At 66.6% G+C, this 22939-nt stretch carries 26 protein-coding genes; 18 read left to right on the top strand and 8 right to left on the bottom strand.

The annotated features are described in order from the left end of the window. Positions 1 to 179: 179 nt before the first annotated feature. Together ESB00_RS05500 and ESB00_RS05495 are read left to right on the top strand one after the other, a co-directional pair. Positions 180 to 755: a hypothetical protein gene (locus tag ESB00_RS05500; RefSeq protein WP_129046719.1), complete on the top strand. Its 576-nt coding sequence runs from the start codon at positions 180 to 182 to the stop codon at positions 753 to 755. Positions 756 to 991: 236 nt separating this feature from the next. After that, the gene (locus tag ESB00_RS05495) at positions 992 to 1618 is read left to right on the top strand and encodes a hypothetical protein (protein WP_129046718.1); all 627 of its coding nucleotides are present in this window, start codon (positions 992 to 994) and stop codon (positions 1616 to 1618) included. Between the two features lie 200 nt (positions 1619 to 1818). Here ESB00_RS05495 and ESB00_RS05490 read toward each other — a convergent pair whose 3' ends face one another. Continuing rightward, on the bottom strand, positions 1819 to 2682 hold the full coding sequence (locus ESB00_RS05490) for a hypothetical protein (protein WP_129046717.1): 864 nt from the start codon (positions 2680 to 2682) through the stop codon (positions 1819 to 1821). A gap of 355 nt (positions 2683 to 3037) precedes the next feature. On the opposite strand from ESB00_RS05490, the gene ESB00_RS05485 reads away from it, so the two are divergent. Continuing rightward, complete coding sequence (locus tag ESB00_RS05485; RefSeq protein WP_129046716.1) at positions 3038 to 4903, top strand: sulfatase-like hydrolase/transferase; 1866 nt, start codon at positions 3038 to 3040, stop codon at positions 4901 to 4903. A 197-nt stretch (positions 4904 to 5100) separates the two neighbouring features. Here ESB00_RS05485 and ESB00_RS05480 read toward each other — a convergent pair whose 3' ends face one another. After that, positions 5101 to 6405 carry a DNA polymerase Y family protein gene (locus ESB00_RS05480; RefSeq protein WP_129046715.1) on the bottom strand — a complete coding sequence of 435 codons (1305 nt, stop codon included), beginning with the start codon at positions 6403 to 6405 and terminating at the stop codon, positions 5101 to 5103. 211 nt (positions 6406 to 6616) lie between these two features. Further along, entirely contained in the window at positions 6617 to 7225 is a 609-nt protein-coding gene (locus tag ESB00_RS05475; RefSeq protein ID WP_129046714.1) for a hypothetical protein, read from the bottom strand. A gap of 311 nt (positions 7226 to 7536) precedes the next feature. Between ESB00_RS05475 and ESB00_RS05470 the strand changes: the two genes are divergently transcribed. From ESB00_RS05470 to ESB00_RS05450, 5 genes are all read left to right on the top strand, one after another. After that, positions 7537 to 7950 (top strand): DUF1801 domain-containing protein, encoded by a 414-nt coding sequence (locus ESB00_RS05470; RefSeq protein ID WP_129046713.1) that lies wholly within the window; start codon positions 7537 to 7539, stop codon positions 7948 to 7950. Between the two features lie 106 nt (positions 7951 to 8056). Beyond that, entirely contained in the window at positions 8057 to 8320 is a 264-nt protein-coding gene (locus tag ESB00_RS05465) for a YkgJ family cysteine cluster protein (RefSeq protein WP_129046712.1), read from the top strand. Between the two features lie 354 nt (positions 8321 to 8674). Then, positions 8675 to 9142, top strand: coding sequence for a GNAT family N-acetyltransferase (locus ESB00_RS05460; protein WP_179954372.1), 468 nt, complete (start codon positions 8675 to 8677; stop codon positions 9140 to 9142). Between the two features lie 288 nt (positions 9143 to 9430). After that, complete coding sequence (gene deoC / locus ESB00_RS05455; protein WP_129046711.1) at positions 9431 to 10198, top strand: deoxyribose-phosphate aldolase; 768 nt, start codon at positions 9431 to 9433, stop codon at positions 10196 to 10198. A gap of 75 nt (positions 10199 to 10273) precedes the next feature. Next, on the top strand, positions 10274 to 10621 hold the full coding sequence (locus tag ESB00_RS05450) for a DUF4174 domain-containing protein (protein WP_129046710.1): 348 nt from the start codon (positions 10274 to 10276) through the stop codon (positions 10619 to 10621). Positions 10622 to 10734: 113 nt separating this feature from the next. Here ESB00_RS05450 and ESB00_RS05445 read toward each other — a convergent pair whose 3' ends face one another. From ESB00_RS05445 to ESB00_RS05435, 3 genes are all read right to left on the bottom strand, one after another. Then, on the bottom strand, positions 10735 to 11070 hold the full coding sequence (locus tag ESB00_RS05445) for an RNA recognition motif domain-containing protein (RefSeq protein ID WP_164976067.1): 336 nt from the start codon (positions 11068 to 11070) through the stop codon (positions 10735 to 10737). Between the two features lie 431 nt (positions 11071 to 11501). Then, positions 11502 to 12389: a hypothetical protein gene (locus tag ESB00_RS05440; RefSeq protein ID WP_129046708.1), complete on the bottom strand. Its 888-nt coding sequence runs from the start codon at positions 12387 to 12389 to the stop codon at positions 11502 to 11504. Between the two features lie 103 nt (positions 12390 to 12492). Then, complete coding sequence (locus tag ESB00_RS05435) at positions 12493 to 13473, bottom strand: DUF533 domain-containing protein (protein ID WP_129046707.1); 981 nt, start codon at positions 13471 to 13473, stop codon at positions 12493 to 12495. Positions 13474 to 13730: 257 nt separating this feature from the next. Here ESB00_RS05435 and ESB00_RS05430 point away from each other — a divergent pair, with 257 nt between their 5' ends. From ESB00_RS05430 to ESB00_RS05420, 3 genes are read left to right on the top strand one after another with little or no spacing between them, the layout of a single operon-like run. Then, on the top strand, positions 13731 to 14573 hold the full coding sequence (locus ESB00_RS05430) for an oxidoreductase (RefSeq protein ID WP_164976066.1): 843 nt from the start codon (positions 13731 to 13733) through the stop codon (positions 14571 to 14573). Between the two features lie 5 nt (positions 14574 to 14578). After that, positions 14579 to 14749 carry a DUF2256 domain-containing protein gene (locus ESB00_RS20165; RefSeq protein WP_129046705.1) on the top strand — a complete coding sequence of 57 codons (171 nt, stop codon included), beginning with the start codon at positions 14579 to 14581 and terminating at the stop codon, positions 14747 to 14749. Next, a complete protein-coding gene (locus tag ESB00_RS05420; protein WP_129046704.1) occupies positions 14746 to 15177 on the top strand; it encodes an acyl-CoA thioesterase in 432 nt (143 codons plus the stop codon). The genes ESB00_RS20165 and ESB00_RS05420 overlap by 4 nt, the downstream gene beginning before the upstream one ends. Before the next feature lie 19 nt (positions 15178 to 15196). Here the strand turns inward: ESB00_RS05420 and ESB00_RS05415 are convergent, their stop codons facing one another. Next, positions 15197 to 15748, bottom strand: coding sequence for a lipocalin family protein (locus tag ESB00_RS05415; RefSeq protein WP_129046703.1), 552 nt, complete (start codon positions 15746 to 15748; stop codon positions 15197 to 15199). 90 nt (positions 15749 to 15838) lie between these two features. Between ESB00_RS05415 and ESB00_RS05410 the strand changes: the two genes are divergently transcribed. The 4 genes from ESB00_RS05410 to ESB00_RS05395 all read left to right on the top strand — a co-directional run bounded on the left by ESB00_RS05410 (position 15839) and on the right by ESB00_RS05395 (position 19608). Then, positions 15839 to 16762: an MBL fold metallo-hydrolase gene (locus ESB00_RS05410; RefSeq protein WP_129046702.1), complete on the top strand. Its 924-nt coding sequence runs from the start codon at positions 15839 to 15841 to the stop codon at positions 16760 to 16762. A 122-nt stretch (positions 16763 to 16884) separates the two neighbouring features. Beyond that, a complete protein-coding gene (locus tag ESB00_RS05405; RefSeq protein ID WP_129046701.1) occupies positions 16885 to 17589 on the top strand; it encodes a YkgJ family cysteine cluster protein in 705 nt (234 codons plus the stop codon). Then, positions 17586 to 18173, top strand: a complete 588-nt coding sequence (gene yihA, locus ESB00_RS05400) for a ribosome biogenesis GTP-binding protein YihA/YsxC (protein WP_129046700.1) — start codon at positions 17586 to 17588, stop codon at positions 18171 to 18173. The genes ESB00_RS05405 and yihA overlap by 4 nt, the downstream gene beginning before the upstream one ends. Before the next feature lie 118 nt (positions 18174 to 18291). After that, entirely contained in the window at positions 18292 to 19608 is a 1317-nt protein-coding gene (locus ESB00_RS05395; protein WP_164976065.1) for an MFS transporter, read from the top strand. A 9-nt stretch (positions 19609 to 19617) separates the two neighbouring features. Here ESB00_RS05395 and ESB00_RS05390 read toward each other — a convergent pair whose 3' ends face one another. Continuing rightward, complete coding sequence (locus ESB00_RS05390) at positions 19618 to 20043, bottom strand: ExbD/TolR family protein (RefSeq protein WP_129046698.1); 426 nt, start codon at positions 20041 to 20043, stop codon at positions 19618 to 19620. Between the two features lie 203 nt (positions 20044 to 20246). Here ESB00_RS05390 and ESB00_RS05385 point away from each other — a divergent pair, with 203 nt between their 5' ends. The 3 genes from ESB00_RS05385 to ESB00_RS05375 all read left to right on the top strand — a co-directional run bounded on the left by ESB00_RS05385 (position 20247) and on the right by ESB00_RS05375 (position 22893). After that, positions 20247 to 20957, top strand: coding sequence for a hypothetical protein (locus tag ESB00_RS05385; protein WP_129046697.1), 711 nt, complete (start codon positions 20247 to 20249; stop codon positions 20955 to 20957). A 281-nt stretch (positions 20958 to 21238) separates the two neighbouring features. Next, complete coding sequence (gene rsmH / locus ESB00_RS05380) at positions 21239 to 22318, top strand: 16S rRNA (cytosine(1402)-N(4))-methyltransferase RsmH (protein WP_218938684.1); 1080 nt, start codon at positions 21239 to 21241, stop codon at positions 22316 to 22318. A gap of 185 nt (positions 22319 to 22503) precedes the next feature. Beyond that, positions 22504 to 22893: a hypothetical protein gene (locus ESB00_RS05375; RefSeq protein WP_129046695.1), complete on the top strand. Its 390-nt coding sequence runs from the start codon at positions 22504 to 22506 to the stop codon at positions 22891 to 22893. Positions 22894 to 22939 lie beyond the last annotated feature (46 nt).

Below are 22939 nucleotides of genomic sequence, written 5' to 3'. Positions count from 1 at the left end.
GGAGCGCTGGTGCGAGCTAAAGATGTCATCTTGACTGGCCGGCATCGCGTTGAAGACCGACAGGCCTTCTGCCCCAACCAACCCCTTGCCGACCCAGCGGCCGATTGAGCCACGCGTTCATTCTTCACCTTCACCGACCAGCGGTCATCCTCGTCTGACTCCCTGCCCCGGAGGCAATCATGCGGCTCTATCTGGCCCCGACGGATCGCAAGCTCACGACACGTCTTCTCCTCGTGCTGCTCGCCGCCGCCTTTGCCCACAACCTGTTCCATGAGTTCGGCCATTGGCTGGTGGGCGCGCTGCTCGGCAATCCGATGAGCATGAATCTGAACTTAGCCTGGCCCACCAGCGGGCATTATCGCGAGGATTGGCAGGCGGTGGCGAGCAGCCTGGGCGGGCCGGGCTGCTCGATCCTGATGGCCGCGGCGGCCTGGATCGTCGTGGAGAAATTCGGAACGGTTTACGCCTACCCCTTCCTGTTCTTCCCGCTTTACTGCCGGACGTTCTCCCTGCTCCTCGGCGGCTTCGCCAAACAGGACGAGGCATTCATCTCCGCCCGGCTGGGCCTGGGCCAATACACGGTCGCGCTCATCGTCTGCGTCATCCTCCTCGGGCTGGTCTGGCGCGGCAGCAGGCGGCTCAAGCTGGATCCCCAGGCTATCGGCAACTGGTGCGTCGCGGGCACCGGAGCCCAGCTGCTGGTGATCGCCACCCAGAAAATCATCCACCGACCAAGCCTGCTCCCGCCACGCTAACGCGACGTCTTCAGTTTGGCTCTGAAACGTCGCTTTTGTTTACGACTTGGAGAGGAATCACTGCTTGGTCTCGGGGGATTACAATCCCTTAAACCAATGCACATTAATATAAAGGGCGTCTATTTTAGAGTATTTTTGTTTTGGCACTTTTATTGCATTAACGATCGCGCGGTGACCAGCCGCACGCTGCACACAGCAACTGTTACCCGTCCTTCATCCCCAATAGAACCCACCCTATGAAAATTAATGCCCTCAAGTCCGCAGTCCTATCCTTGCTTTGCCTCGGATCCCTCGCGATCCACGCACGAGCAGATGTGATCGTCGATACCGGCACCCCAGACGACTCCACGCCGTGGAGCTTCGCCAACTGGCAATACTTCGGCGCCGAGTTCAACGTCACCCAAGACACGGTGATCAGCAGCGTCGAGGGGTACTTCAGCAACCAGTGGGGCACCGCCGGCAATGTGACGTTTGCGCTGCATGCGGACAACAGCTACAACCCGGGCGCGGTGCTCTACTCCTCCGCCTTGGCCATGGGTGGTTCAGATCCGCTCTCCTGGTATGGCGTCTTCGGCCTCAACTGGAGCATCGCCGCCGGCACCTACTGGGTTTCCTTCATGCCCGACAGCAACATCGCTGGCACGATGCCCGATGCTGCGCCGAACCCCCTGGCGCAATACTCCCAGGCCTCCGGCAACTACGGTTGGCAGGCCAATTATGCGAATGCGTGGGACCACTTGCACCTGGGCGTGCGCATCAACGGTGATGCCGCCGGCGTGCCGGATCACGGTTCAATCGCGCTGATCTGGGGCCTTGTCGGTCTGGTGGGTATTCTTGCCCATCGCCGGCAGCGCCGCGCCTGAGCCTCCGGTTCAGCCTCGTTCGTTCATCTCGAGCCCGCGTCTTGGACGCGGGCTTTTTTGTGTCCGCTTCGCTCAAGCCCCCAGGAACGCTGCGTGCAATGCAGCAGCAGGACGGGGCCGTTGTTTGCTGATTTGCACGCACGAGGCGTCCGGCCGTCACGCTCCGTCCAAGCCCGAGACTCGCCGCTCCCATTCTCCCGTCAGGGGGCGCCGGACACGGCCGGTGTGGCGTAGAGGCCGGAGAGCGCCGACCAACCGCTTTGGAACAGCGTGCCAAAGGTTCCGGCCTCCCCGGGGATCTGCCACGCCGTGGTGAAAACGCCCCGGCCGGTCGCACGCCAAGTGCCCGCGGCCGGCCGATGGTGGTGCCCGAAATAGGTGATCACCCAGAATTGTCCCGCCGCCTTGCCGCCCATCGCGACGGACATGAAGTTGTCCGCCGAACTCCGCCGCGGTTCCGGTTCGCCGTGGCAACTCACCTCCGCCTCGAGGGTTTCCCCTTCCAGGGCGAGGTGCAGGCGCCAGACCCCGGGCTTGGTCTCGTCCACCGCCAGGTCGACAAACTCCGCGGTCGGATCCGTGGCCAGCACCGCCGCCCGGTTCGGCACCTCGCGCGAATACCAACTCGCCAGCTGGATCCACTCCAGCGGCCCGCGCATGCGCCCGTCACGCGGCCCCTCGACGCGCGCCCACCAGAAGGCCATCGGCGTGCGGCCCGCCGGCACCGGACTCACCCCATCGACGAGAAACCGGCCGACCGACAGAAAGCACACGCTCCCCAACGCATAACGCGCCACCTGCGGATGCTCCCGCAGGAAGGTCGCGACTGCGGGATCGCTCTTGGCCGACTCCTCCACGGTGACCCACCGATAACCCGCCGGCAGCGAAACGCCCGTCGTGGCGGGATCAAAGAGATGATCGCGGCAAATCTCCGCGGCCACATCGGACAACTCCGACACGCTCCGCGCGCCCGGCGGCAACGTGCCATAGCGGCTCTCCGCCGCCCAACATCCGGCAGCGATCAGACCCAGAAAAAAACCGATCAAGCGCGCGACCGTTCTCATGGCAGCCGTCACCCTGCCGCGCCCGGCGCGTGGCACAAGCCCCGAACCCGCCGCGCCCGCATGCTTCTGCCGTCACGCCCGCATCCAACCGCCCAAGGCAACCAGACGAGGTCAGCCCTTGGGGCTGGGGGTTGAATCAGTCGGAGTCTGTGTATTTCGGACAACCCCAGGACCGGCGATGAGATGAATCATGCGGTGGGCGAAGCTCGTGGTCAGTATGGGAATTCTTGCGTGCCGGCCAAAACTGGATTGCTCATGCGGGGTGCGCGTTACCCCCGCCCTTCGGTCCCTTTGCCTCGCCTTCCATTGCTTGCGCGAGCCCTGAACCCGCCGGCACCGACCCCGCGAAATTCCCATGAACCTACTCCGCTTGGCCACGGTGTTGCTGCTGACCGCGTTGGGCGGCCATGCGGCCCAGGAACGTCCGAACATTGTCTGGCTCACCAGCGAGGACCACGGCCCCGAGATGGGCTGCTACGGCGACCCGCTGGCGCGCACGCCGAACATCGATGCTCTCGCCGCGCAGGGCATGCGTTACCGGCTCGTCTGGTCCACCGCCCCGGTGTGCGCGCCCGCGCGCACCGCGATCATCTCCGGCCTTTATCCGTTGAGTTCCGGCGGCATCCACATGCGCTCGATGGTGTCCCTGCCGCCGGGGATGCATCTCTACCCGCACTACCTGCGGGCGGCCGGCTATTACACCACGAACAACGACAAGGAGGACTACAACCTCCGCGCGCCGGCCGACCTCTGGGATGAATCGTCGAAAACCGCCCACTGGCGAAACCGGGCGCCGGGCCAGCCGTTTTTCGCGATCTTCAACTCCATGAAGAGCCATGAATCGCAGATCCGGAAACGTCCGCACGTGGCGGTCACGGATCCGGCGAAGGTACGCGTCCCGGCCTACCATCCGGACACGCCCGAGGTCCGCCAGGACTGGGCCCAATACTACGACAAGGTCAGCGAGGCCGACGCCGACGCCGGCGCGCGCCTGCGGGAGATCGAGGCGGCCGGCCTGGCGGAAGACACCATCATCTTCTACTACGGCGACCACGGCAGCGGCATGCCGCGGAGCAAGCGCAGGCCGTCGAACTCCGGCCTGCATGTCCCGCTGGTGGTTTACTTCCCCGAACGCTGGCGCCACCTGGCGCCCGCGGACTACACCCCGGGCGGTGAGTCCGCGCGGTTCGTCAGCTTTGTGGATCTGGCGCCGACGCTCCTGAGTCTGGGCGGAACCCCGCCACCCGCCTGGATGCAGGGTCAGGCCTTTGCCGGACCCCATGCCGCTCCGGGCCGCGCGCTGCTCTTCGGCGAGCGGGGCCGCATGGACGAGCGGCTGGACCTGGTCCGCAGCGTGACGGACGGCCGCTATGTGTATGTGCGGAACTACCTGCCGCAGGTTTCGCAGGGGCAACACGTCGGCTATCAGTTCCAGACCCCGACCACCCGGATCTGGCGCGCGCACTTCGACCAAGGGAAAACCAATGCGGCCCAGTCGCTCTTCTGGCAGGTGCCGAAGGCGCCGGAGGAACTCTACGACCTCACCACCGACCCCGACGAGGTGCACAATCTCGCCGCCCGGCCCGAGCACCGGCCGGTCCTGGAGCGGCTCCGCGAGGCGTTGCGCTCCCACCTGCTGGAGTCGCGCGACCTGGGCTTTCTGCCTGAGCGCGAACTGCATGCCCGGGCCAGCGGGGACACGCCCTACGCGCTCGGTCGCGATGCCGCCCGCTACCCGCTGGAAATCATCCTCGAGACGGCCGAGCTCGCCTCCGGCCTCGACCCGGCCGCGACGCCGGTGCTGGTGAAGCGTGCCCAACACGCCGACAGCGCCGTGCGCTATTGGGCGATCCTCGGCCTGCGCCTGCGCGGAGCTGACACCGTGCGCGCCGAGGAAGGCGCGCTGAGCCGGGCCCTGGCGGACGAATCGCCGGACGTGCGCATCGTCGCGGCCGAAGCCTTCGGTCACTTCGGCACCGCGGAGCAGCGCCGCGCCGCCCTCGAGGTTCTGCGCGGGCTCGCCTCTCCGCAGGAGAATGGCGTCTTCGTCTCCTTGTCCGCCCTGCAGGCGATCGAGGCCCTCGGCGAGCGCGCGGCGGAGCTCCACCCCTTCGTGGCCGGCCTAGATCCGCGCAGTCCCCTGCCCGATCCTCGCTTCAATGGTTATGTCGCTAGCCTGATCGAGAGCATCACCGGGAAACCTCCCGCCCGGCAGCCCTGAGACCGCTCAACCCGCCTCGCGCGCAATTTGGCCGGACTCACTCCATCGACATGGGCCGGGGTGCGCCGAGCTCACCGATCCAGGTGAACGATTCCATGTTGCAGGGCGGAGACCAAGGCTTGGGTGCGGTCACTCAAGCGACCGGACGGGTTCAGGCCGCTGTTGGTTGAGGTTGATCGGGCCCCGTGCCGCCCGGCCTAACAGCCTTCCCAGAAATCCGGGGCCTCGGTCCGCTTCAGAGGGCGCACGCGGCGTTCGCGGCGGGGGTCGATCTCCTCGACCTCGGGCGTGGGGATGCGCGTGAAGGCGATGCGCATCGGGGCATCCTTCGTCACCCCGAAGGCCCCGCCGAGATAGACCGTGCCGTGGCCGTAGGTCTGGTTGAGCGTGTCCACCGCGCCGAACAACCGCTCGCGGGCGTCCGCCTGCCCGGTGTCGAAGAGGTCGGGCGTGTGCGTGTGCAGCGGTAGCAGGCGCGTGAGCACCACGCCCACCTGCAAGGGCGCGCGCCGGCGCAGCTCGGCCGGGCGCCGCGCCCACACCAGCGCGAGGGCGCGGCTCAGCGCGAAGGTGTCCTGCGTCTCGTTGAACCGGATCTCGTCGGCCCACTTCGCGTCGTCGCGGTAGCCCACGAACACGCTGAGCGCGCCGGCGCAGTGCGCGATGTGCCGCAGGCGCATGGCGGCTTTTTGCAGCAGGCGGTGGAGCACGGCCCCGGCGCGGACGTCGGTGCGCAGGGCGGGCGGCAGCACGTGGGAGTGGCCGACGGTCTTGTGGCTCTCGCAGTGAAACGGGATGTGCTCCCCGCGCAGGCGGCAGAACATGCGCTCGCCCTCCACGCCGCCCCACACGCCGCGCAACTCGGCCTTGGTCGCGGCGTAGAGCTTCGCCACGGTGTCGATACCATGCGCCAGGAGCCGCGCCTCCATCCGTTCCCCGATGCCGAGGAAGTCCTGCAGCTTCAAGCCGAGCAGGCGTGCGGGCAGGTCGCGTTCCTCGATCACCACGAGGCCGTCAGGCTTCTGCAGGTCCGACGCCATCTTCGCGAGCATCCAGTTGGGCGCGATGCCGATGGAGCTGGTGAGACAGGACCCGACCGCGCGGCGCACGCGCGCCTTGATCTCGCGGGCCACGCGCTCGGCCTTTTCCCGCGGGGCGAAGGTGGCCGTGAGGTCGCACTCCATCTCGTCAATGGACTTGATCTCCGAGACGTGGATGCAGGCCTCGATCGCCTCGCGCAGCCGGCGGTGGTAGGCGATATAGACCTCGGGTCGCGCCTCGACCAGGGCCAGCTCCGGGCAGCGCAGCTTCGCCTCGCCCACGCCCATCTCGGCGCGCACGCCCCGGGCCTTGGCCGCGTAGCTCACCGAGATCGTGCAGGTCGTGTCGGCCACCACCGGCACCACCGCCACCGGCCGCCCGCGCAGCGGCGGACACTCCTGCTGCTCGCACGAGGCGAAGAAGGAGTTGAAATCCACCGCGAGCGTCCGGAGCGGGTGCATACCGGCATTCGCCGCCCGGCGGCAACCGTCCGCAAGACCCTAAACGGCATTGTGAACAACCTCCTGACAGCACCCTGTCAGCACAAGGCGCAACCCGATCCGCGGGCGGCGAGGGAGCAGGAGACCGCGCCACGGAGTCGAGGAACCCCGGCATGGGTCAGGCCGCGGGCGGTGGCAGCCACCCCATCAGGGCAACCCGCACCGGTCGCCTTCAGGGCGCGTAGGTGACCGTCCTCAGCCCCGCCACCCCGGTGATGGTGATCGTGCGGCCTTGGATGAGAACGGACGGATAGGTCTCATCCGCCACCGGGTAGATTTGCTTGATGTAGCGGTCGGGGCCGACGAGTTCCTCCAGCCTCACGGACGAGCCCCCATATTCCAGGTAGTATTGATCGGCGGCGGCCGAGATTTGCCGGGCGATCCCCATCACGGCCTTCTGATCGCTCGACGCCCGGGCACCCATGAGCAACCAGAACACGGCGCCCCAGCCGATGAACAGAAAAGCACCGAGCAGGCCCCACGCGCCGGGACTGCCCGCCCAGTTACGGCGCAGCCCCACCCGGACGAGCCAAGCCACCACGGCCAACGCGGGCACCGCCGCCACCAGCAGCAACCCCAAGCCCGTCAGGAATAGCCCGCCGACCAACGGCGCCAGCCAGCTGAAGATAAAGCCAAACGGAATCGTGACCAGGGGCGTGACCGCCAGAAACATCACGGCGACCCAGACTTTTTTCGGCCCGCCCTTGGCCGCGCCCGGGTTCTCCCCCGGCGGCGGTGTTTCCGAAGGATCAATTGGGTTCGGGGCGCTGTTTGGGTTCATGACGCAATATTCGCGGTTGGTTCGGGAGGGGCATCCTTGGATTTTCCACTCCGGTCTGCTAGATCTGCTAGGGCCCGTTTTACCCAAGGGCAATCTCAAGTCACCCTCGCGCCGAGCGGCGCGCTCCCGGTGGCCGACGGACGGGGTCGGCCGCTATTCCTTGATTTGACTTAGCTGATGTCCGCCCGGCTTCATCGCCTTCCCAATAGTCCGTCAAGTCAGGGCAACCCCAAGCTGCGGATGCCAGTGCTTGTTCCGGCCTGCATTTGTGTCCGTCCAATGGCCCGTCATTCGTTGAAGGGTTGAACACCATGAAAACAAAGCCAGCGAGCAACCCATCTGCCATCACCCAATACACCCAAGCGCAGACGCCGATACTGGCCGCCGTATGCGAGACGCTCCGCGGGGAGATCGAAGCGACCCTGCCCTCGGCCACGTCGAAGGTGTGGCACGCCATCCCCGTCTGGTTTGTCGGGGATATTCCCGTCGTCGGCTACAAGGCCACCGCCAAACAGGTGACCCTGCTCTTCTGGAACGGCCAGGCGCTCGGTGCACCGGAACTCAAGCCCGCCGGCAAATTCAAGGCCGCGCAGATTCAATTCACCGACGTGACGCAGATTCCCCTCCAAAAACTCCGCCGCTGGTTGAAGCAGGCCGGGAAGGATCTCTGGGACTACAGGGAGCTGCGGCCGAAAACCACCCAAGGCCGTGCCGCCAGATGCTAGTTTGCTCGAGGCCTCTGTCCGTCAAATCTGGGAACCCCGGGCCTCGTTTCTTCGGTCCCGGCAAAGAACCATCGCCACGGGGTGACCGACCTGCTGTCATGCCTCCATCTCTCTGACTCCCTATCTCCCTGCCTGCTCCGGCTGCGGGCGTTGCTGCCATCTCGTCGTCGAACTCCGCCCCGGTGACTGCATTCCAGAGGAACTGATCGCCTGCCATGATGGTGTGCCCTGCATGGACCAACGCGGCGACGGCGCCTGCGTGGCCCTCGATCCCCTGACCGCACTCTGCACCCTCTACGAGTCGCGGCCGCAAACCTGCCGCGACTTCGCCCGCGGCGGCACCCTCTGCCGCCAGGTTCTCTCTCTGTGAGTATATTTCCCAACGGCCTGCAGCATCCGTCATGCTTTCAACACGCCCCTGCCCATGAAATTCTCCCACCGAATTACAGTCGGCTCGGTTTCCCAACTGGCGACTGTGAAGTCCCGGACGAGGTGACCGTGATGGTGTTTCGGAATTGCGGCGCCCGTTGTGAGTCCGGCGACAGGGAACGTCTGCACCGCAGCGGAGCTTCGTGGAGAAGCGTCGTCGTTAGCCCCTGGTATTCCTGATCCAAGCCAGACCAAACCCGTCGAGTCCGAGCGGGGGGCAGCGTATGTGGTCTGTTTTGAAGGCTTCCCGCAACGTCGTGTTGCACACGGCGCCCCGGTCCTGATTGGCTGGGGCATGACGAATGAGGTGCGATTGCGCGCGGTGGAGGATGGCGACCTGCCGGTCTTCTTCGTCCACCAGCTGGACCCGGAGGCCACCCGCCTGGCGGCGTTTCCGTCGCGCGACCACGACGCCTTCATGGCGCACTGGGCGAAGATCCGGGCGACGCCGCTGGAAACGATCACGCGCACCATCCTCTTCCAAGGCCGGGTGGCGGGCCACCTCGGCAGCTGGGTCCAGGCCGGGCAACGCGAGGTCGGCTACTGGCTCGGCCGCGAATTCTGGGGCCGCGGCCTCGCCAGCGCCGCGCTGGACCAGCTGCTCGCCGAGCTGAAAACCCGCCCGCTCCACGCCCACGTTGCCCTGCACAACGCGGCCTCGATCCGCGTGCTGCAGAAATGCGGCTTCGTGATCACGGGCCGCGAAAAATTTCCCGACACCGAAATCGAGGAACTCACCCTCACCCTGACCGCCCCGAGCTGAGATGCATTGGCTCTAGTCCGCACGCTGCTCACCCCCGAAAGCCAGCAACCGCTGCCCGGCAGTCGCCGCCAGTAAAGTTCACGGCCCGGCCTTCTTCCTTCCGTGTGCAGTGTGTTCTGTGGTTACCCGCTCGATGCATACCCTAAAGATCGCCACTCCGCTGTCCCTAGTCCGTAGTCCATGGTCCTTAGTCCCTCGTCTCCCGATTGCCGTCTGACTCTCCGCCCGGGGTTATTCCCGGATTGTCGCCGGGCTCGGGTCGCGGTTTTCTGCAGCTCCCGCCCCACCATGACCCAGCCCAGCCTCACTGCTCTCGCCAAGATGATCGATCACTCCCTCCTGCACCCGACGATGTCGGATGCCGAGGTCGGGGCCGGTTGCCAACTCGCGCGCGACTACAACGTCGCGACCGCCTGCGTGAAACCCTACTCCATCCGCCAGGCCCTGGACATCTTCGCCGGCACCGACGTGCTGGCCTGCGCCGTCATCGGCTTCCCCCACGGCAACAGCACCACCCGCATCAAGGTCGTCGAGGCCGAGTCCGCCGCCCTCGCCGGCGCCCGGGAAATCGACATGGTCGTCAACCACGGCAAGGTGAAGTCCGGCGCCTGGGACTACGTGCAGCGTGAGATCGACCTCATCAATCAGGCCACCGTCGCCGCCGGCGCCATCCTCAAGGTGATTTTTGAAAACGATTACCTCACCGACGCGGAGATCATCCGGCTCTGCGAAATTTGCTCCGCGGTGAACGTCGCGTTCGTGAAAACCTCCACCGGCTACGGCTTCGTCAAGCAGGCCAACGGCCACTACAATTACCAGGGCGCCACGCCGGCGCACCTCCGGCTCATGCGCGCGCACACGGCGCCCCACATCCAGATCAAGGCCGCCGGCGGTGTCCGCACCCTCGACGATCTCCTCGCCGTGCGCGCGCTCGGCGTCACCCGCATCGGCGCCACCGCCACCAAGGCCATCCTCAACGCGGCCATCCAACGCGGCTTCCCCGGCTCCCTGCCGAGCCCGCACCTCGACACTTCCCCCACCCCCGCCGGCTACTGATCCCAAGAGCCGATCGCTCCACCTCGACGGCAAGTTCCCTGCTGGCGCGGCCGCGCCAGATGTGCACGTTGCCCGATGCGCATCCTCCTGCTGATCGTCCTCCTGGGCAGCTGCCTGGCCACGCCGGCTCGGGCTGCCGCCGACCACCGCGTGCTCGTGATCGCCGCGCCCTCGGTCAAAAATGACCAATACCGCGACCAAGCGGCGCTCCTGCTACCCGCGTGGTCCGGCTTGATCGAGCGGGACTTCGTGATCGAGACGCGTTTCGGCGCCTCGACGTTCACCGTCACCCTGATCGGCAAGGATGGCGGCGAGAAGCTACGCCGCTCCACCCCGCTGCCTCCCGAGGAACTGTTCGCGCTCGTGGACACCATGCCCATGCGTCGCGAAGAAATGCGCGAGCGCCCGCCCGCGCAGCGCTGACGGGCGGGAAGACGCGGGAGTTGAGGATACCTGAATCGCCTGAAGGCGTAACCTGCGGGTCCGGCCCGAGTCTGCGGGCCGGAAGCCGGTGGGTTAGCGGATAGGCCCCGGGCTTAGCGCCGCACGGGACCGCGCGCCGGACCGCCGGGTCCGCGGCGCGGGCCTGCCATCGGCAGCACGATCCGCCGGGGCGCCGGAGCGACCTTGGCCTCACGGGCCACGCTGACCGCCAGCTTGCGGCCGTGAAAATCCGCGTCGTTCATGCCCGCGATGGAGGCGGTCATGTCTCCGACCGTGGCATAGGTGATAAACGCATAAGTGGGCAGAGCCGTGTCGCGATCGGTGGCGACGAAAACCTTGGCAATGTCCCCGAACGGCCCGAAGGCGGTGCGCAGGTTCTCTTCGGTGGTGACTTCGGGCAGGTTGCTGACGTAAACGCGGCTATTCATACGGATATGCATGTGGACGAGGTAAACAGTCCGTTCCCGGAGTTGGGTTTCAGATCCGCGCAAACCGAGGTTCCAGCGAAGACCACCAGTCACTGCGGCGCAACATGCCACGCCGCCCTCACGATCCGGACATTCCGGGCAATAGCCAGACCCAATCGTGACGATTTTCCCCACCCTCAAGGGCGGATTAAATTGAAAGGTAGCCTCGTTGGAGCGCAGTCCCTCGACAGGCTCGGGACCCCTTCGGCGGCTGCTCAGGGCCTGAGCTTGTCGAACGGCTTGAGCTCGTCGAAACGGCGCCAACGTGATCGCCTCCCGGCCACGCTTTCGTCCCGTAGGCGCGGGACTCACTCGCGTATCGGGAATCCGCCTTTTCTGAAATAGCCCTTGTTTCGCTCAAGTGCCCCACCCACGACTCCCCCGAAGCCCACTCAAGGCACGACCGTGCCCAGCACGACGATGTCGTCGAGCCGGACGCTGCCCTCGTGCAGGCGCTTGGGCGGGTAGGCAAAGGTGAGACCTTCCTGCGGGCGGCCGAAATGCTGGCCCGAGACCTGCGAGATGCGATCCAGCGCCTCGGGAAAATTCACCCCGGCCGTGTTGATGCTCACACGCAGGGTCCACACGCGTTTCAGTTTCTTCGTCCCGACCAGCGTGCGCGCATCATAGGCCATCACGACGACAAAGTAGCACTCCTCGCGGGTCAGGTCGAAAAGTGTCTTGCGCCGCTCCTGTTCGGCGAGCGTGCCGTCGTCGCGGCTCATTTCCGCCGTGAAGCCGAGCAACGTGGCGGTGTCGGCGCCGCCCACATTCCGTTCCTCATTGAGCAGGGACTGCTGTTCCTGCCGCGCCGAGTTGGCGAGCTGGTCGAGGTTGCCCCGGAGAGCATCAGCTTGGAGAAAGTCGCCGGCTTCGATCGCCTGATCCAGCTCTCCCCGGAACACTTCCGCCTGGGTGCCCAGGTTGGCGAGCGTGTCGAAACCATCGGACAACGCCACGAGGTCGCGGTTGCGACCGGCCGTGGCGCCCCAGTGCACCACGAGCAGCAGGTCCGCCTGTGCAAGCGATGCGGCCGGATGAAAATCCTGCCGCCGGAGATCCTGTGCCAGCCGCCCCGCCAGGGCCCGGAAGGAAAACCGCTCGAGGCTCCGGTCCCGGGTGTTCCCGCTCAGAAATCGTCCCGGCATGAACACATAGCTTTGGGGCTGGAGCTTGCCGTCCACCCGGCGCTTTTCCAGGTAGTCGCCGAAGACGGAACTGCGGGCGATGACCAGCTTTTCGGCTGACAGGCTCGCCGGCAGCAACAGCAGGATCAGCATCGACCGGCACCGAGGGGATAGCGGGAAGCAGCGCATGGGCAACCGGGGCCGGTATTTGGCCCGGGCTGCCCAAAGTCGCAAGGCCGATTCAGAAAGCCCCAGCCTACGCGGGGTCCCGTTCAAGGTTCATGACCTCGGCCGGATTGAGCATGGCGGCGCGTTGCTGAATGCTGCCGGCGTGGCGGGAGAAGAGCTGCTGGCCGTCGCCCATGAGGCGTGCGTAGGTGTCCTTCAGCACCGCCGTCTCCATCTTGCGGCCGCCCGCATAATAGCGGTGCGCGAGCTGGCCGAGGGCCCACGTCGTGGCGAACGTGAAGGCCGCCCCGGTGGCCGCCTGCGCGGTGCCCCGGGCGAGACCGCCGAGCATCCCGCCGCCCAGCGCCTTGCCCACAAGCCCGCCCAACAGCTTGCGGGCGTAGCCCTCAACCGCCTGCGAGGCCAGACCGACGCCCGCCGTCGCCAGAAAGTCGCGGATGTGGCCGCGATCGAGGCTGTAGCCGTGCAGCTGGCCAACCCGGAAAACCATTTTCATCTGCAACGGCAAGATCGCCATGGACGCGAGCGACTGGGGCAACAGCTCCAGCGCGCCGTTCAGGATCGCGTAGTTGAGCACCATCTTGTCCACCGCAGCGGAATCCACCGCCGGCTGGGGCCGCGCGGCGGCGGGAGCCACGGAAACGGAAGGCAGTACCGGCGGCAGGGCGGCGGCCACGACGGCCGCTTCGCGCTCAATCGGCGCGGCCGGCCCGGCCCCGGCCAGGCCCAGGGCACCGCGCAGCTGCGCGAGGAAGGCCGCTTCGCCCGGATTGGGCGGCCCGTCGGTGTCGCAGACCCCGACGGCCATCTCATACGCCAGCACGCGCGATTCGGGCGAGGTCAGGCCGGCGACGGCCTGTGCCAGGTCGATGCGCTTCGCGACAACGTCCTGATAAACGGTCCAGAAATTGGGCCCGGAGTCGGCGCCGGCTCCGAGGCTTTCGGCGACGCGGCGCACGGCGGCGCGTTCAGCATCATCTTTGGCGCCATCGGCGAAGGCGGCCATGACCACCAGGGCGAGGATCGAGCGTTTCTCGGAATCGTTCATGAGGAATGAGTGCACAAAATAGTCACACCCGGTGGCGGCGGCCATTACGCGATTACGCCCCGTTTCCAATGGGTTCGTATTCGCCGGTGATCATGAAGGAAGCAGCAGCCCGAAAACGAGATGGTGCATGGCGCCGTGGGCTTGGCGGTCGGGATCCGGTCCCCTGCGGACAAGCCGATGCATCCGCCCGGCCCGGCCAGCCGTTGGATGGGTGTGCCTCGTCGCGAACCCCGCGGCGGGCGCCATTTTCTTCTTCCGTGAATCCATCCCGAGTCTGGCTCATCACCGGCTGCTCCCGCGGCCTCGGTCACGCCCTGGCCGTGGCCGCGCTCGCGCGGGGCGACCGGGTCGTCACCACCGCGCGGAATCCGCTCGACCTGGCGGCCCTGACGGCCGCGCATCCCGACACCTGTCGCGCCCTCGCGCTGGATGTGACCTCACCCACCCAGGTCACCGCCAGCGTGCTGGCCGCGCTGGAAGCCTTTGGCGGTATTGACGTGCTGGTGAACAACGCCGGCGCGGGCCTGCTGGGGGCGATCGAGGAGACGGACGAGGCCGAGATCGCGCGTTGCTTCGAGGTGAATTTCCTCGGTGCTCTGCGCGTGACCCGGGCCCTGCTGCCCCACTTTCGCGCCCGGCGCGGCGGTCAGGTGGTGTTCGTCAGCGCCGCCGCCGCGATCGCGAACTATCCGGGATTCGGGATCTACGGCGCCGCCAAACGCGCGCTGGAAGGCGCCGCGGAATCGCTGGCCCAGGAGGGCCGGCCCTTCGGGCTCCGCGTGACGCTCGTGCAACCCGGCCCGTTCCGCACCGGTTTCATCGGGGCGTCCCTGGCCCACGTCGCCGCTCCCCTGCCCGACTACGACACCACGCGCGGCAAGTTCGCGCGCACCCTCGCCGCGATGGACGGACGGCAGCCCGGTGACCCGGCCCGCGCCGCCGCCGCCATCCTGGCCGCGGTGGACGCCGAACGCCCGCCGCTGCGGCTCGTGCTCGGCGCCTACGCGACCGACAAGGCCCGCCGCACCCTCACGGCGGCGCAGCGCGAACTGGAAGCCTGGACCCCGGTCGCCGCGGCGACCGAATTCCCCACCCCCTGAGCCCGATGCCGCGCATGCGCCGCAAATCCGATTTGCCGCAGAAAACCTGCGGGGGGTGCGGGCGACCCTTCGCGTGGCGACGCAAGTGGGCGAAAGTGTGGGACGAGGTGAAATATTGCTCCGACGCCTGCCGTCAAAAACGCCACGCACCCCGCAGCGGCCCGGTTCTCCGATGATCCGACCCACCTTCACCCTCACCCGGCGCGTGGAATTCCACGAGACCGACGCCGCCGGTCTCATGCATTTCTCAAACTACTACCGCTGGATGGAAGTCTGCGAACACGAGTGGTTCCGCGCCCTCGGCTTGGAAAGCATGACGGTGGGCGCCGACGGCCACGCCCGCGGCTGGCCGCGGCGGGAGTCGAGCTGCACGCACCTGCGCCCGTTGCGCTGCGGCGACGTGGTGCGCATCTGCGCCACCATCGAGGAAGCGGGCGCCGCGTTCCTCGCCTACGGCTTCGTGTTCGAGAAAGACCGGGCCGGCCGCTGGACCGAGGTGGCACACGGAAGAATGACCACCATCCATGTCCGCAAAGATGCTGCCGCCCGCATGGAAGCCGAGCCCATGCCCGACTCCGTGCGCGCAGCCTTAGCCCCCGCGTGATGGTCTGCGGCGGGCCCGCTCAGGGCCGCGGCGACTGCGGCACGCGACGAAGCTGGCTGACATCATAACCCCAAGCCTGCAGCCGGGCGACATGGCCGGCGAAGTCGGTCTCCGGGATCACCGGCGTGCGCGCCATGATCCAGACATAGTCGCGGGCATTGCGCGCGATGATCGTCTGGGTGTAGCCCGGGTCGAGGTAGGCGATGAGGAACTCGGCCTTGACCGGCCAGATGAACTGCATGCCCCAGGTGGAATTGTCTTCGCGGTCACGCACAAAGCCCGTGGGCGTGTAGCGTTTCACCGGCCCGTCCGATCCGCCTTCCCGAAACGTGAAGGTCGTCGCGATCGTCCCGTCGGGCGCGAGGGCGTAGCTCTCCACCGCCTCATGCGCATCGCGCTCGATGAAGGTCGGGATGTGGGCGATCACATACCAGTCGCCCATGAAACGCGGCAGCTCAACCTTGGGCACGGGGGTTATCGGCGGGCGGGAAACGCTCGCACACCCGGTGAACAGGCCAAGCAGGGGGAACAGCGGAAGGAAAAGATGACGGAGCGGGATCACATCCACCATACGCGGCAATGCGGCCACCGGATGCGCTCACGCCCTCCGCTTGCGCTGCGCCCTGCTCCGCCCTAGAGACAACCGCGCCCCACGCCCTTCGTGAAATTCCACCCCGTCCTGCTCCTCCTGCTCGTCACCACCGGCTTGGCCCAGCCCCGCGAAGTCGGGCCCTTCACGGTCCACCCGATCATCCCGGGCGTGATGCGCATCGAGGATGCCAACCGCAGCAACCCCGCCGGCATCCAGCGCGATGCCCAGGGCGCCGTGACCGGTTTCAACAACTGTTCCGACATGTATCTGCTCGTCGGACGCGAGCGGGCCCTGCTGATCGACCTCTCCAACGCGATCAAGTGGGATGACTCGGCCGTCGCTTCACTCCAATCGCTGGTCGGCGAGGCAATCGGCGCGCGCAAACTCCACATCGCCATCACCCACTACCACGGCGACCACACGGGCATGCTGCCGGCCTTCAGGGACAACCCCGCCGTGACGTTTTGGATCCAGACGGATGAATTCAAGGGCCGGGAAATCTTTCCGCCGGAACGCACCGTCCCCATCGGCGGCGACTCCTCCCTCGACCTCGGCGGCGGCTTCGTGGTGGAGGCGCTGAAGATCCCCGGCCACACCGACCATTCCACCGCATATTTTCTGCGCGGGAAAAACCTGGTGTTCACCGGCGACGGACTCGGCTCGGGCAACGGCGTGTGGATCTTCTCCGCCGAGGGGTTTGCCCAATACCGCCGAACCGTTGACCGGTTGATCACCCATATCCGGACACCGGCCAACGGCATCGACGAGAGCCGGCTCGTCATCTTCGGCGGCCACCATTGGCAGAAGCGAGAGAAGGAAAAACTCACGATGCAATACCTCCTCGATATGCAGAAGCTCATCGCCGACATCAAGGCCGGCACCGCCCGCGAGGAACGCGTGACCTTCGGGCCCTACCTCAACACGAACTTCATCTCCGGCGAGGCGACCATCACCTGGAACAAGGCGGATGCGGAAAAATTCCGCGCGGAATAGGTTACCGCGCTGCGGCCTGGTCGGTTGACCTGAGCGGCAAGTTCCCGGCGGAGGACCGTCGGCTTCATGCCCGAGGATAGTGGTCGCAATTCCGCGGGACCCTGCGACACCTCAGGGAGCCCATGCCCGCCCGCCCGCCGCCCCTCGCCGAACGATTCGCCCTGTTCGACCGCACCATCGAGCAGATGGGGGCACGGTTGCTCAAGGTCCGGCATCCGCCGCAGATGCTGGCCACCCTGCGCTGGGGCATGGAGGAACTGGACCGGACTTATGCCGGGACCTCCGCCCGGGTGCGCGCCACCGTTGCCTGCCGGTCGGGGTGCGACGCCTGTTGCCGGGTGCCGGTGGACGTGCAGGCCCACGAGGTCTTCTTCGCCGCCGATCACATCCAGGTTAATTTTTCGCCCGCCGCCCTCGCCGATGTCATCGCCCGCCTCGCCGGCCACCGGCGCCGCGTCGCCGCCTTTGCCGCCGGCACGCGCGAGCACAGCCGCCAGACCTGCGAACTCCTCCACGAGGGTGCCTGCTCGATCTACGAAGGCCGCCCCGAGGCCTGCCGCTCGCACCACACCAGCGACGCCGCGCTCTGCGCCGCCCACCTGGCCGATCCGACGGTGGACATCAGCAAGGCCTACATCCCGGCCCTCCGCGCCCGCATGTTTGCCGTGACGCTGGGACTGGACGAGGCCATCGAGGCCGCCGGCTACGACGACCGCTCCTACGATTTCGGCTCCGCCCTGCATGAGGCGCTGACCAACAGCCTGTGCCTCGTGCGCTGGATGCGCCGGTCCGCCGCCTTCCCCGACAACTGCCTCTCCGACCCATGAAGATAAAATCCGCCGAATTCGAGACCAGCGCCACCGGCCTCGCCAATGTCCCCCGCCTCGCCCAACCCGAGATCGCGCTCATCGGCCGGTCCAACGTCGGCAAGTCCTCGTTGCTCAACCTGCTCGCCGAGCGCCGCGACCTCGCCCGCGTTTCCGACCTGCCGGGCAAGACGCGCCTGATGAATTTCTATTCCATCAACCGCAACTGGCGCCTCGTGGACCTGCCCGGCTACGGCTATGCCAAGGTTTCCAAGTCCGAGCGCGCCGATTTCAACGAAGCCGCCGCCGATTACATCGAAGGCCGGAAAAACCTGCGGGCCGTCCTGGTGCTCATCGACTCACGCCTCGAGCCCCAGCCCATTGACCTGGCCTTCGTCGAGTGGCTCGTGGAAACGAAGGTCACCTTCGGCGTCGTCTTCACCAAGACCGACAAACAGTCGGTCTCGCAGACCCAGGCCAGCGTGGCGCGCTTCCGCGCCGTCGCCCTCGACGGCCTCGACCCTGCGCCCGCGATTTTCCTCAGCTCCGCCAAGACCAAGGCCGGTCGCACGGAGATCCTCCGCTACATCGCCAGCCGGCTCTGAGCCGGAACCTGGCCGCAGATCCTGGTTCTGCGCGCCGGGAAAGCGCCCGCCCGGCACCGACGGCACGAATCCGGCCTTGTGTCATATCGGGTCGCCGGCAAGCTGCCGCGCACCCGCCGTGAGACTCCCCAATCTGCTGGCCACCAAGACCGGGCGCCTGGTCACCTTTTTCACGCTTTATCTCACCGAAGGCATTCCCCTCGGTTTCACGGCGACCGCCATCGCGACCCAGATGCGCCGGCAGGGCCTGGGACCCGCCGAGATCGGCGCCTTCGTCGGCTCGCTCTACCTGCCCTGGGCTTTCAAGTGGGTGATGGGGCCTTTCGTGGACGTGCTGTCCTCCGACCGCTTCGGCCGCCGCCGCGCCTGGATCATCGCCATGCAGGGCCTGCTCGTGCTTTCGCTGATGGCGGCGCTGCCGGTGAACTTCACCACCGAGGTGAAACTATTCACGCTGATAATTTTTCTGCACAACTGTTTTGCCGCCACGCAGGACGTGGCCATCGACGCGCTGGCCTGCTCGGTGCTGTCCGAAAAGGAACGCGGCCTCGCCAACGGCGTCATGTTTGGTGGCGCCTACCTGGGTCAGTCCATCGGTGGCGCCGGCGTGCTGCTACTCATCCCCTACACGGGCTTGCCGGCCACGTTTTTCTTTGTCTCCGCCGTGATTGTGTCGGTCACGGTGTTCATCGCGCTGCCGCTGAAGGAGCCCAAGGGGCCGCCCCGCGAACCCGTCTCCGGCCCGGCCGTTGCCGCCGCCGGACGGGAAATCGGCCGCTTTTGCCGCGACGCCTTTCGGGCGTTCACTCGTTCGCGGGCCGCCTGGCTTGGGCTGGTCTTCGCGATCATGCCGAGCGGGGCCTATGCGCTGAACCTCGCCCTCCAATCCAACCTCGCCGTCGAACTCGGCCTGAAGGACAGCGCCATTGCCCGGCTCAACCTGACGACGACCGTGATCACGGCCTTCTGCTGCATGGCGGGCGGCTGGCTTTCGGACCGTTACGGCCGGCGCAAGATGCTCGGACTGTTCATCGCCGGCACGCTGCTGCCCGGACTTTATCTGGCCTGGGAAATGTCCCGGCACGGCTGGATCATGCCCGTCGCGCAAGACCAGGCCAACCGCCCGGTGCCGGCGGCCGCGCTCGTCACGGCGTTCTGGGTCGCCTGCCTGTCGTTCGCCGTCTTCCACGGCCTGATGTATGGCACCCGCACGGCGCTGATGATGGACATCACCACGCCCGCCGTCGCCGCCACCCAGTTCACCGCCTACATGGCGATCTTCAACTTCGTGATCTCCTACTCCGCGACGTGGCAGGGCCTCGCGATCGAGCGCTGGGGCTACCCCCAGACGCTCGTGATGGACTCGCTCTTCGGCATCTTCTGCCTGGCCCTGCTGCCGTTCCTCAAACCACGACCGTCGGTGACGCCAACCTGATGCGCGGGCCTAGTCGCCGCCGCGCCGCGCCTTGGTCTCGACCGAGTAGTGGGTGATGCCGGCCCGGCGCACGTCGTCGAGCACGGCGATCATCGGGCCGAACTTCGCGCGTTCATCGCCGGTGATGAGCACGCGGGGCGTGTCGGTCTGGGACTTGTAATGATTCAACAACCCGGGAATCTGGTTTAATTCGACCAGCTCACGGTTCCAGTAGGCGGCGCCGCCATCGGTAACTTGGATGGTGACGAGCTCAGGCTTTTCCCGGACTTCGCCGGAGGACGGCAAGATGAGGGGCAGGACCTTCACGCGGTTGAGCGACAGCGTGAACAACACGAAGGTCGCCAGCAGGAAGAACACCACGTCGATCAGCGGGATGATCTCGACGCGGGCCCGGGGGCGCGCGGTGGCGGCAAAACGGGAGGAGCGCAGGAGCATGGGGATGAAGGGGTTCACCGTGAATCACGCACGGGGCGCCGAAACCTTAGAGGAATTATCCTCGGAACATGACCCGACCCGGTCGTCTTCGTGTAAGCCCCGCCGACGTGTTCCCTACGTGGGAACACGCAGGAGCAGGCCGTTGACAGAATTGGCCGACCCTAGAGCATGCGGCATCCGGCAGCAACCCGACCAAGGCAACCATGACTATCGCCGCCCGCTTCCTCCGCGCTTCAAATCTGACCGCCGTCAAGCCCCTCCTCTTGGCGTGCTTGATCGCCTTGCCCTCCGCCTTGCACGCCAATCCAAACCTGCTCCACAACGGCAGCCTGGAGGATACCAACCAGGGTTTCGTGAATCACGCCGCCAACTACATGGCGCTCGGACCGGGTTCGACCACGATCTCGGGTTGGACGGTGGCTGCTGGCACCACCGGACAGATCGTCTGGGCAAAGAGCCCGACCAGCGACGGCTATAACGCCGCCGCCGGCACGTATTTCGTGGACCTGAGCGGCTTCGGTGCCTCGTCACCCAACGGAGCGCTGCAACAGACGCTCCACGGCCTCGTGGTCGGCGAGACTTACAATGTGGCTTTCGACTTTTTCGGCGTCGCCTCGGCCGTGCAGGTCGGCGGTCTCTCCGTGGCCATGGGCGGCTACACGCCGGACCCACATGGGAACGTAGCCTGGATGCTCGCTTACGGTTCATTCGTCGCCTCGGCAACCGACCTGCTCTTCGAGGTGCGCAACCCTGCGCCCGGCAGCACCGTGGTGTTCCTGGACAACCTCTCAGTCACGGCCAAAACCTCCCCCGCCAATCCGCCCGCCAACTCGGTGCCGGACGGCGGCAGCCCGTTGCTCTGTCTGGGTACGGTCATGGCCGGCTTTGTCGCGTTGGCCCGCCACCGTCGCTGAGCGCCGAAAGCACGGTTAAGATTCAACCGCGGCCCGCTTGTGCCGAAATACAAGTATCCGCCGGTTCCTTCAGAAAAAACTCCAGGCATACTATCCCAATACATGCCTCTGCCGTCCCAACCCAGTAGTCCCGGCTCCCACGGGAGACTCCTCGGCGACGAATGCGACGGCTAGGGCTTGGCCACCGAATTGGTCAACTCGCTGAAGGAACCGGCGGCCCAAATCCTCCGCCGCCCAAACCGGACCTTGTGTCCGGGTGCCGCCTCCGGCATTCCGACGCCGTGAGCGATCCCCATCCCGATCCCGGCGCCCCGTCGCCGGAGAAGCCCAAGCGCCGGCCCCGCTACGCCGGCAAGCATCCCCGCCGGTTCGAGGAGAAATACAAGGAGCTGAACCCGGAGCGCTACGCCGGCGACGTCGCCAAAGTCCTCGCCTCGGGCAAGACTCCCGCCGGCATGCACCGGCCAATCATGGTCGCCGAGATTTTGGAAGTGCTCGCCCCCAAACCCGGTGAAACCGCCGTGGACTGCACACTCGGCTATGGCGGCCACTCCCGCGAGATTCTGCCGCTGCTCGCGCCCGGCGGCCGCCTCATCGGCCTCGACGTCGATCCCATCGAACACCCAAAAACCACCGCCCGTCTGCGCGACGCCGGCTTCGGCGAAGACGTCTTCACCGCCGTCCGTTCCAACTTCGCCGGCCTGGCCAAGGTCCTCGCGCAGCTCGGCCTCAGCGGGGCCGACGCCATCCTCGCTGATCTCGGCGTCTCCTCGATGCAACTCGACGATCCGGCCCGCGGTTTCACCTTCAAGACCGACAGCCCGCTCGACCTGCGCTTGAATCCGTCGCGCCCACCCTCGGCGGCGGATTGGCTGGCCAAGGCTTCGGAGGATGCGCTTGCCGAAGCGCTCGCGGCCAATTCCGACGAACCGCATGCGGCTCTTCTCGCGCGCGAGCTCACGAGCCGTCGCACCGACACACCCTTCACGCGCACCATCCAACTGGCCGACGCGATCCGCGAGATCCTGCGCGAACACCAGCCGCGCCTCGATACGGAGGCCGCCAACGACACCGTGCGGCGCGTGTTCCAGGCCCTGCGCATCGCGGTGAACGACGAGTTCGGCGTGCTCGACTTGTTCCTACGCCACCTGCCCCATTGCCTCAAACCCGGCGGGCGCGTCGCGATCCTCACCTTCCACTCCGGCGAGGACCGGCGCGTGAAACAGGCCTTCCGGGAAGGCGTGCGCACCGGCCTCTACACCGCCACCAACGAGGAAGTCGTCCGCGCCGGCCCCGCCGAGCGCCGCGCCAATCCCCGGAGCAGTTCGGCCAAACTCCGTTGGGCCATCCGCGCGGAATAAACGCCGGCGGGAGGAATATCCCGGTGGAGGGCAGAGAGCCCATCTGGCCGTCCCCGCCGGAATCGGCAATCTGTAGCGGCGGTCTGTGACCGCCGTCGGAGCGAATTGGCGGCCACAGACCGCCGCTACAACAAAGCCATCTGCGGGAGGCGCTAAGATTTTTCCCGCTGGCGCGTTGTCCGGAGATGAAGCGCAAACTCTGGCTGATTCCGCTGCTCGGCCTCGCCGCCTTCGCCATCTACTACCAGCACTGGAACACCCTGCAGGCGGCCCCGCGGTGTCATTCCCGCTGCACTGATCCAACCGCGGCACCAGTGGACGAGTTTGCCCATCGCGACGGCCGCAAGGAAGCGACGGCCGACCTGCGCCGGGGCCGGCTGACGATTCTCACCTACGGGCTGCCGGCCCCGTGGAGTCTCGCCCTGATGGAAGTGCTGCACCGGGATCACGGCATCGAGTTGCGCACCGTGGCCGGTTGTATCGTGACGAAAGGGCAAATGCGCTACGTCGATGAATACAACGAAGTCATGGAGCGTCATCTCACCGCCATCCACGGCGAGGCGTTCTTTGATTAGGCCGTGCGCAAGGCCAAGGTCTTCCACGCCGAGCGCATCCGCGCCT

Origin of the sequence: Oleiharenicola lentus (genome assembly GCF_004118375.1) — a bacterium.
In the GTDB taxonomy this organism is placed as follows: Bacteria; Verrucomicrobiota; Verrucomicrobiia; order Opitutales; family Opitutaceae; genus Lacunisphaera; species Lacunisphaera lenta.
This window is presented reverse-complemented; position numbering and strand designations above follow the sequence as displayed.

What these genes read in the sequence shown, in the direction of transcription:
- ESB00_RS05495 (WP_129046718.1), top strand. Translation starts at nt 992, where the DNA reads ATGAAAATTAATGCCCTCAAGTCCGCAGTCCTATCCTTGCTTTGCCTC.
- deoC (WP_129046711.1), top strand. Translation starts at nt 9,431, where the DNA reads ATGACCCAGCCCAGCCTCACTGCTCTCGCCAAGATGATCGATCACTCC.
- ESB00_RS05490 (WP_129046717.1), bottom strand. Translation starts at nt 2,682, where the DNA reads ATGAGAACGGTCGCGCGCTTGATCGGTTTTTTTCTGGGTCTGATCGCT.
- ESB00_RS05385 (WP_129046697.1), top strand. Translation starts at nt 20,247, where the DNA reads ATGACTATCGCCGCCCGCTTCCTCCGCGCTTCAAATCTGACCGCCGTC.
- ESB00_RS05450 (WP_129046710.1), top strand. Translation starts at nt 10,274, where the DNA reads ATGCGCATCCTCCTGCTGATCGTCCTCCTGGGCAGCTGCCTGGCCACG.
- ESB00_RS05405 (WP_129046701.1), top strand. Translation starts at nt 16,885, where the DNA reads ATGCCCGCCCGCCCGCCGCCCCTCGCCGAACGATTCGCCCTGTTCGAC.
- ESB00_RS05390 (WP_129046698.1), bottom strand. Translation starts at nt 20,043, where the DNA reads ATGCTCCTGCGCTCCTCCCGTTTTGCCGCCACCGCGCGCCCCCGGGCC.
- ESB00_RS05460 (WP_179954372.1), top strand. Translation starts at nt 8,675, where the DNA reads ATGACGAATGAGGTGCGATTGCGCGCGGTGGAGGATGGCGACCTGCCG.
- ESB00_RS05500 (WP_129046719.1), top strand. Translation starts at nt 180, where the DNA reads ATGCGGCTCTATCTGGCCCCGACGGATCGCAAGCTCACGACACGTCTT.
- ESB00_RS05445 (WP_164976067.1), bottom strand. Translation starts at nt 11,070, where the DNA reads ATGAATAGCCGCGTTTACGTCAGCAACCTGCCCGAAGTCACCACCGAA.
- ESB00_RS05480 (WP_129046715.1), bottom strand. Translation starts at nt 6,405, where the DNA reads ATGCACCCGCTCCGGACGCTCGCGGTGGATTTCAACTCCTTCTTCGCC.
- ESB00_RS05485 (WP_129046716.1), top strand. Translation starts at nt 3,038, where the DNA reads ATGAACCTACTCCGCTTGGCCACGGTGTTGCTGCTGACCGCGTTGGGC.
- ESB00_RS05415 (WP_129046703.1), bottom strand. Translation starts at nt 15,748, where the DNA reads ATGGTGGATGTGATCCCGCTCCGTCATCTTTTCCTTCCGCTGTTCCCC.
- ESB00_RS05420 (WP_129046704.1), top strand. Translation starts at nt 14,746, where the DNA reads ATGATCCGACCCACCTTCACCCTCACCCGGCGCGTGGAATTCCACGAG.
- ESB00_RS05435 (WP_129046707.1), bottom strand. Translation starts at nt 13,473, where the DNA reads ATGAACGATTCCGAGAAACGCTCGATCCTCGCCCTGGTGGTCATGGCC.
- ESB00_RS20165 (WP_129046705.1), top strand. Translation starts at nt 14,579, where the DNA reads ATGCCGCGCATGCGCCGCAAATCCGATTTGCCGCAGAAAACCTGCGGG.
- ESB00_RS05375 (WP_129046695.1), top strand. Translation starts at nt 22,504, where the DNA reads ATGAAGCGCAAACTCTGGCTGATTCCGCTGCTCGGCCTCGCCGCCTTC.
- yihA (WP_129046700.1), top strand. Translation starts at nt 17,586, where the DNA reads ATGAAGATAAAATCCGCCGAATTCGAGACCAGCGCCACCGGCCTCGCC.
- ESB00_RS05440 (WP_129046708.1), bottom strand. Translation starts at nt 12,389, where the DNA reads ATGCTGATCCTGCTGTTGCTGCCGGCGAGCCTGTCAGCCGAAAAGCTG.
- ESB00_RS05470 (WP_129046713.1), top strand. Translation starts at nt 7,537, where the DNA reads ATGAAAACAAAGCCAGCGAGCAACCCATCTGCCATCACCCAATACACC.
- ESB00_RS05475 (WP_129046714.1), bottom strand. Translation starts at nt 7,225, where the DNA reads ATGAACCCAAACAGCGCCCCGAACCCAATTGATCCTTCGGAAACACCG.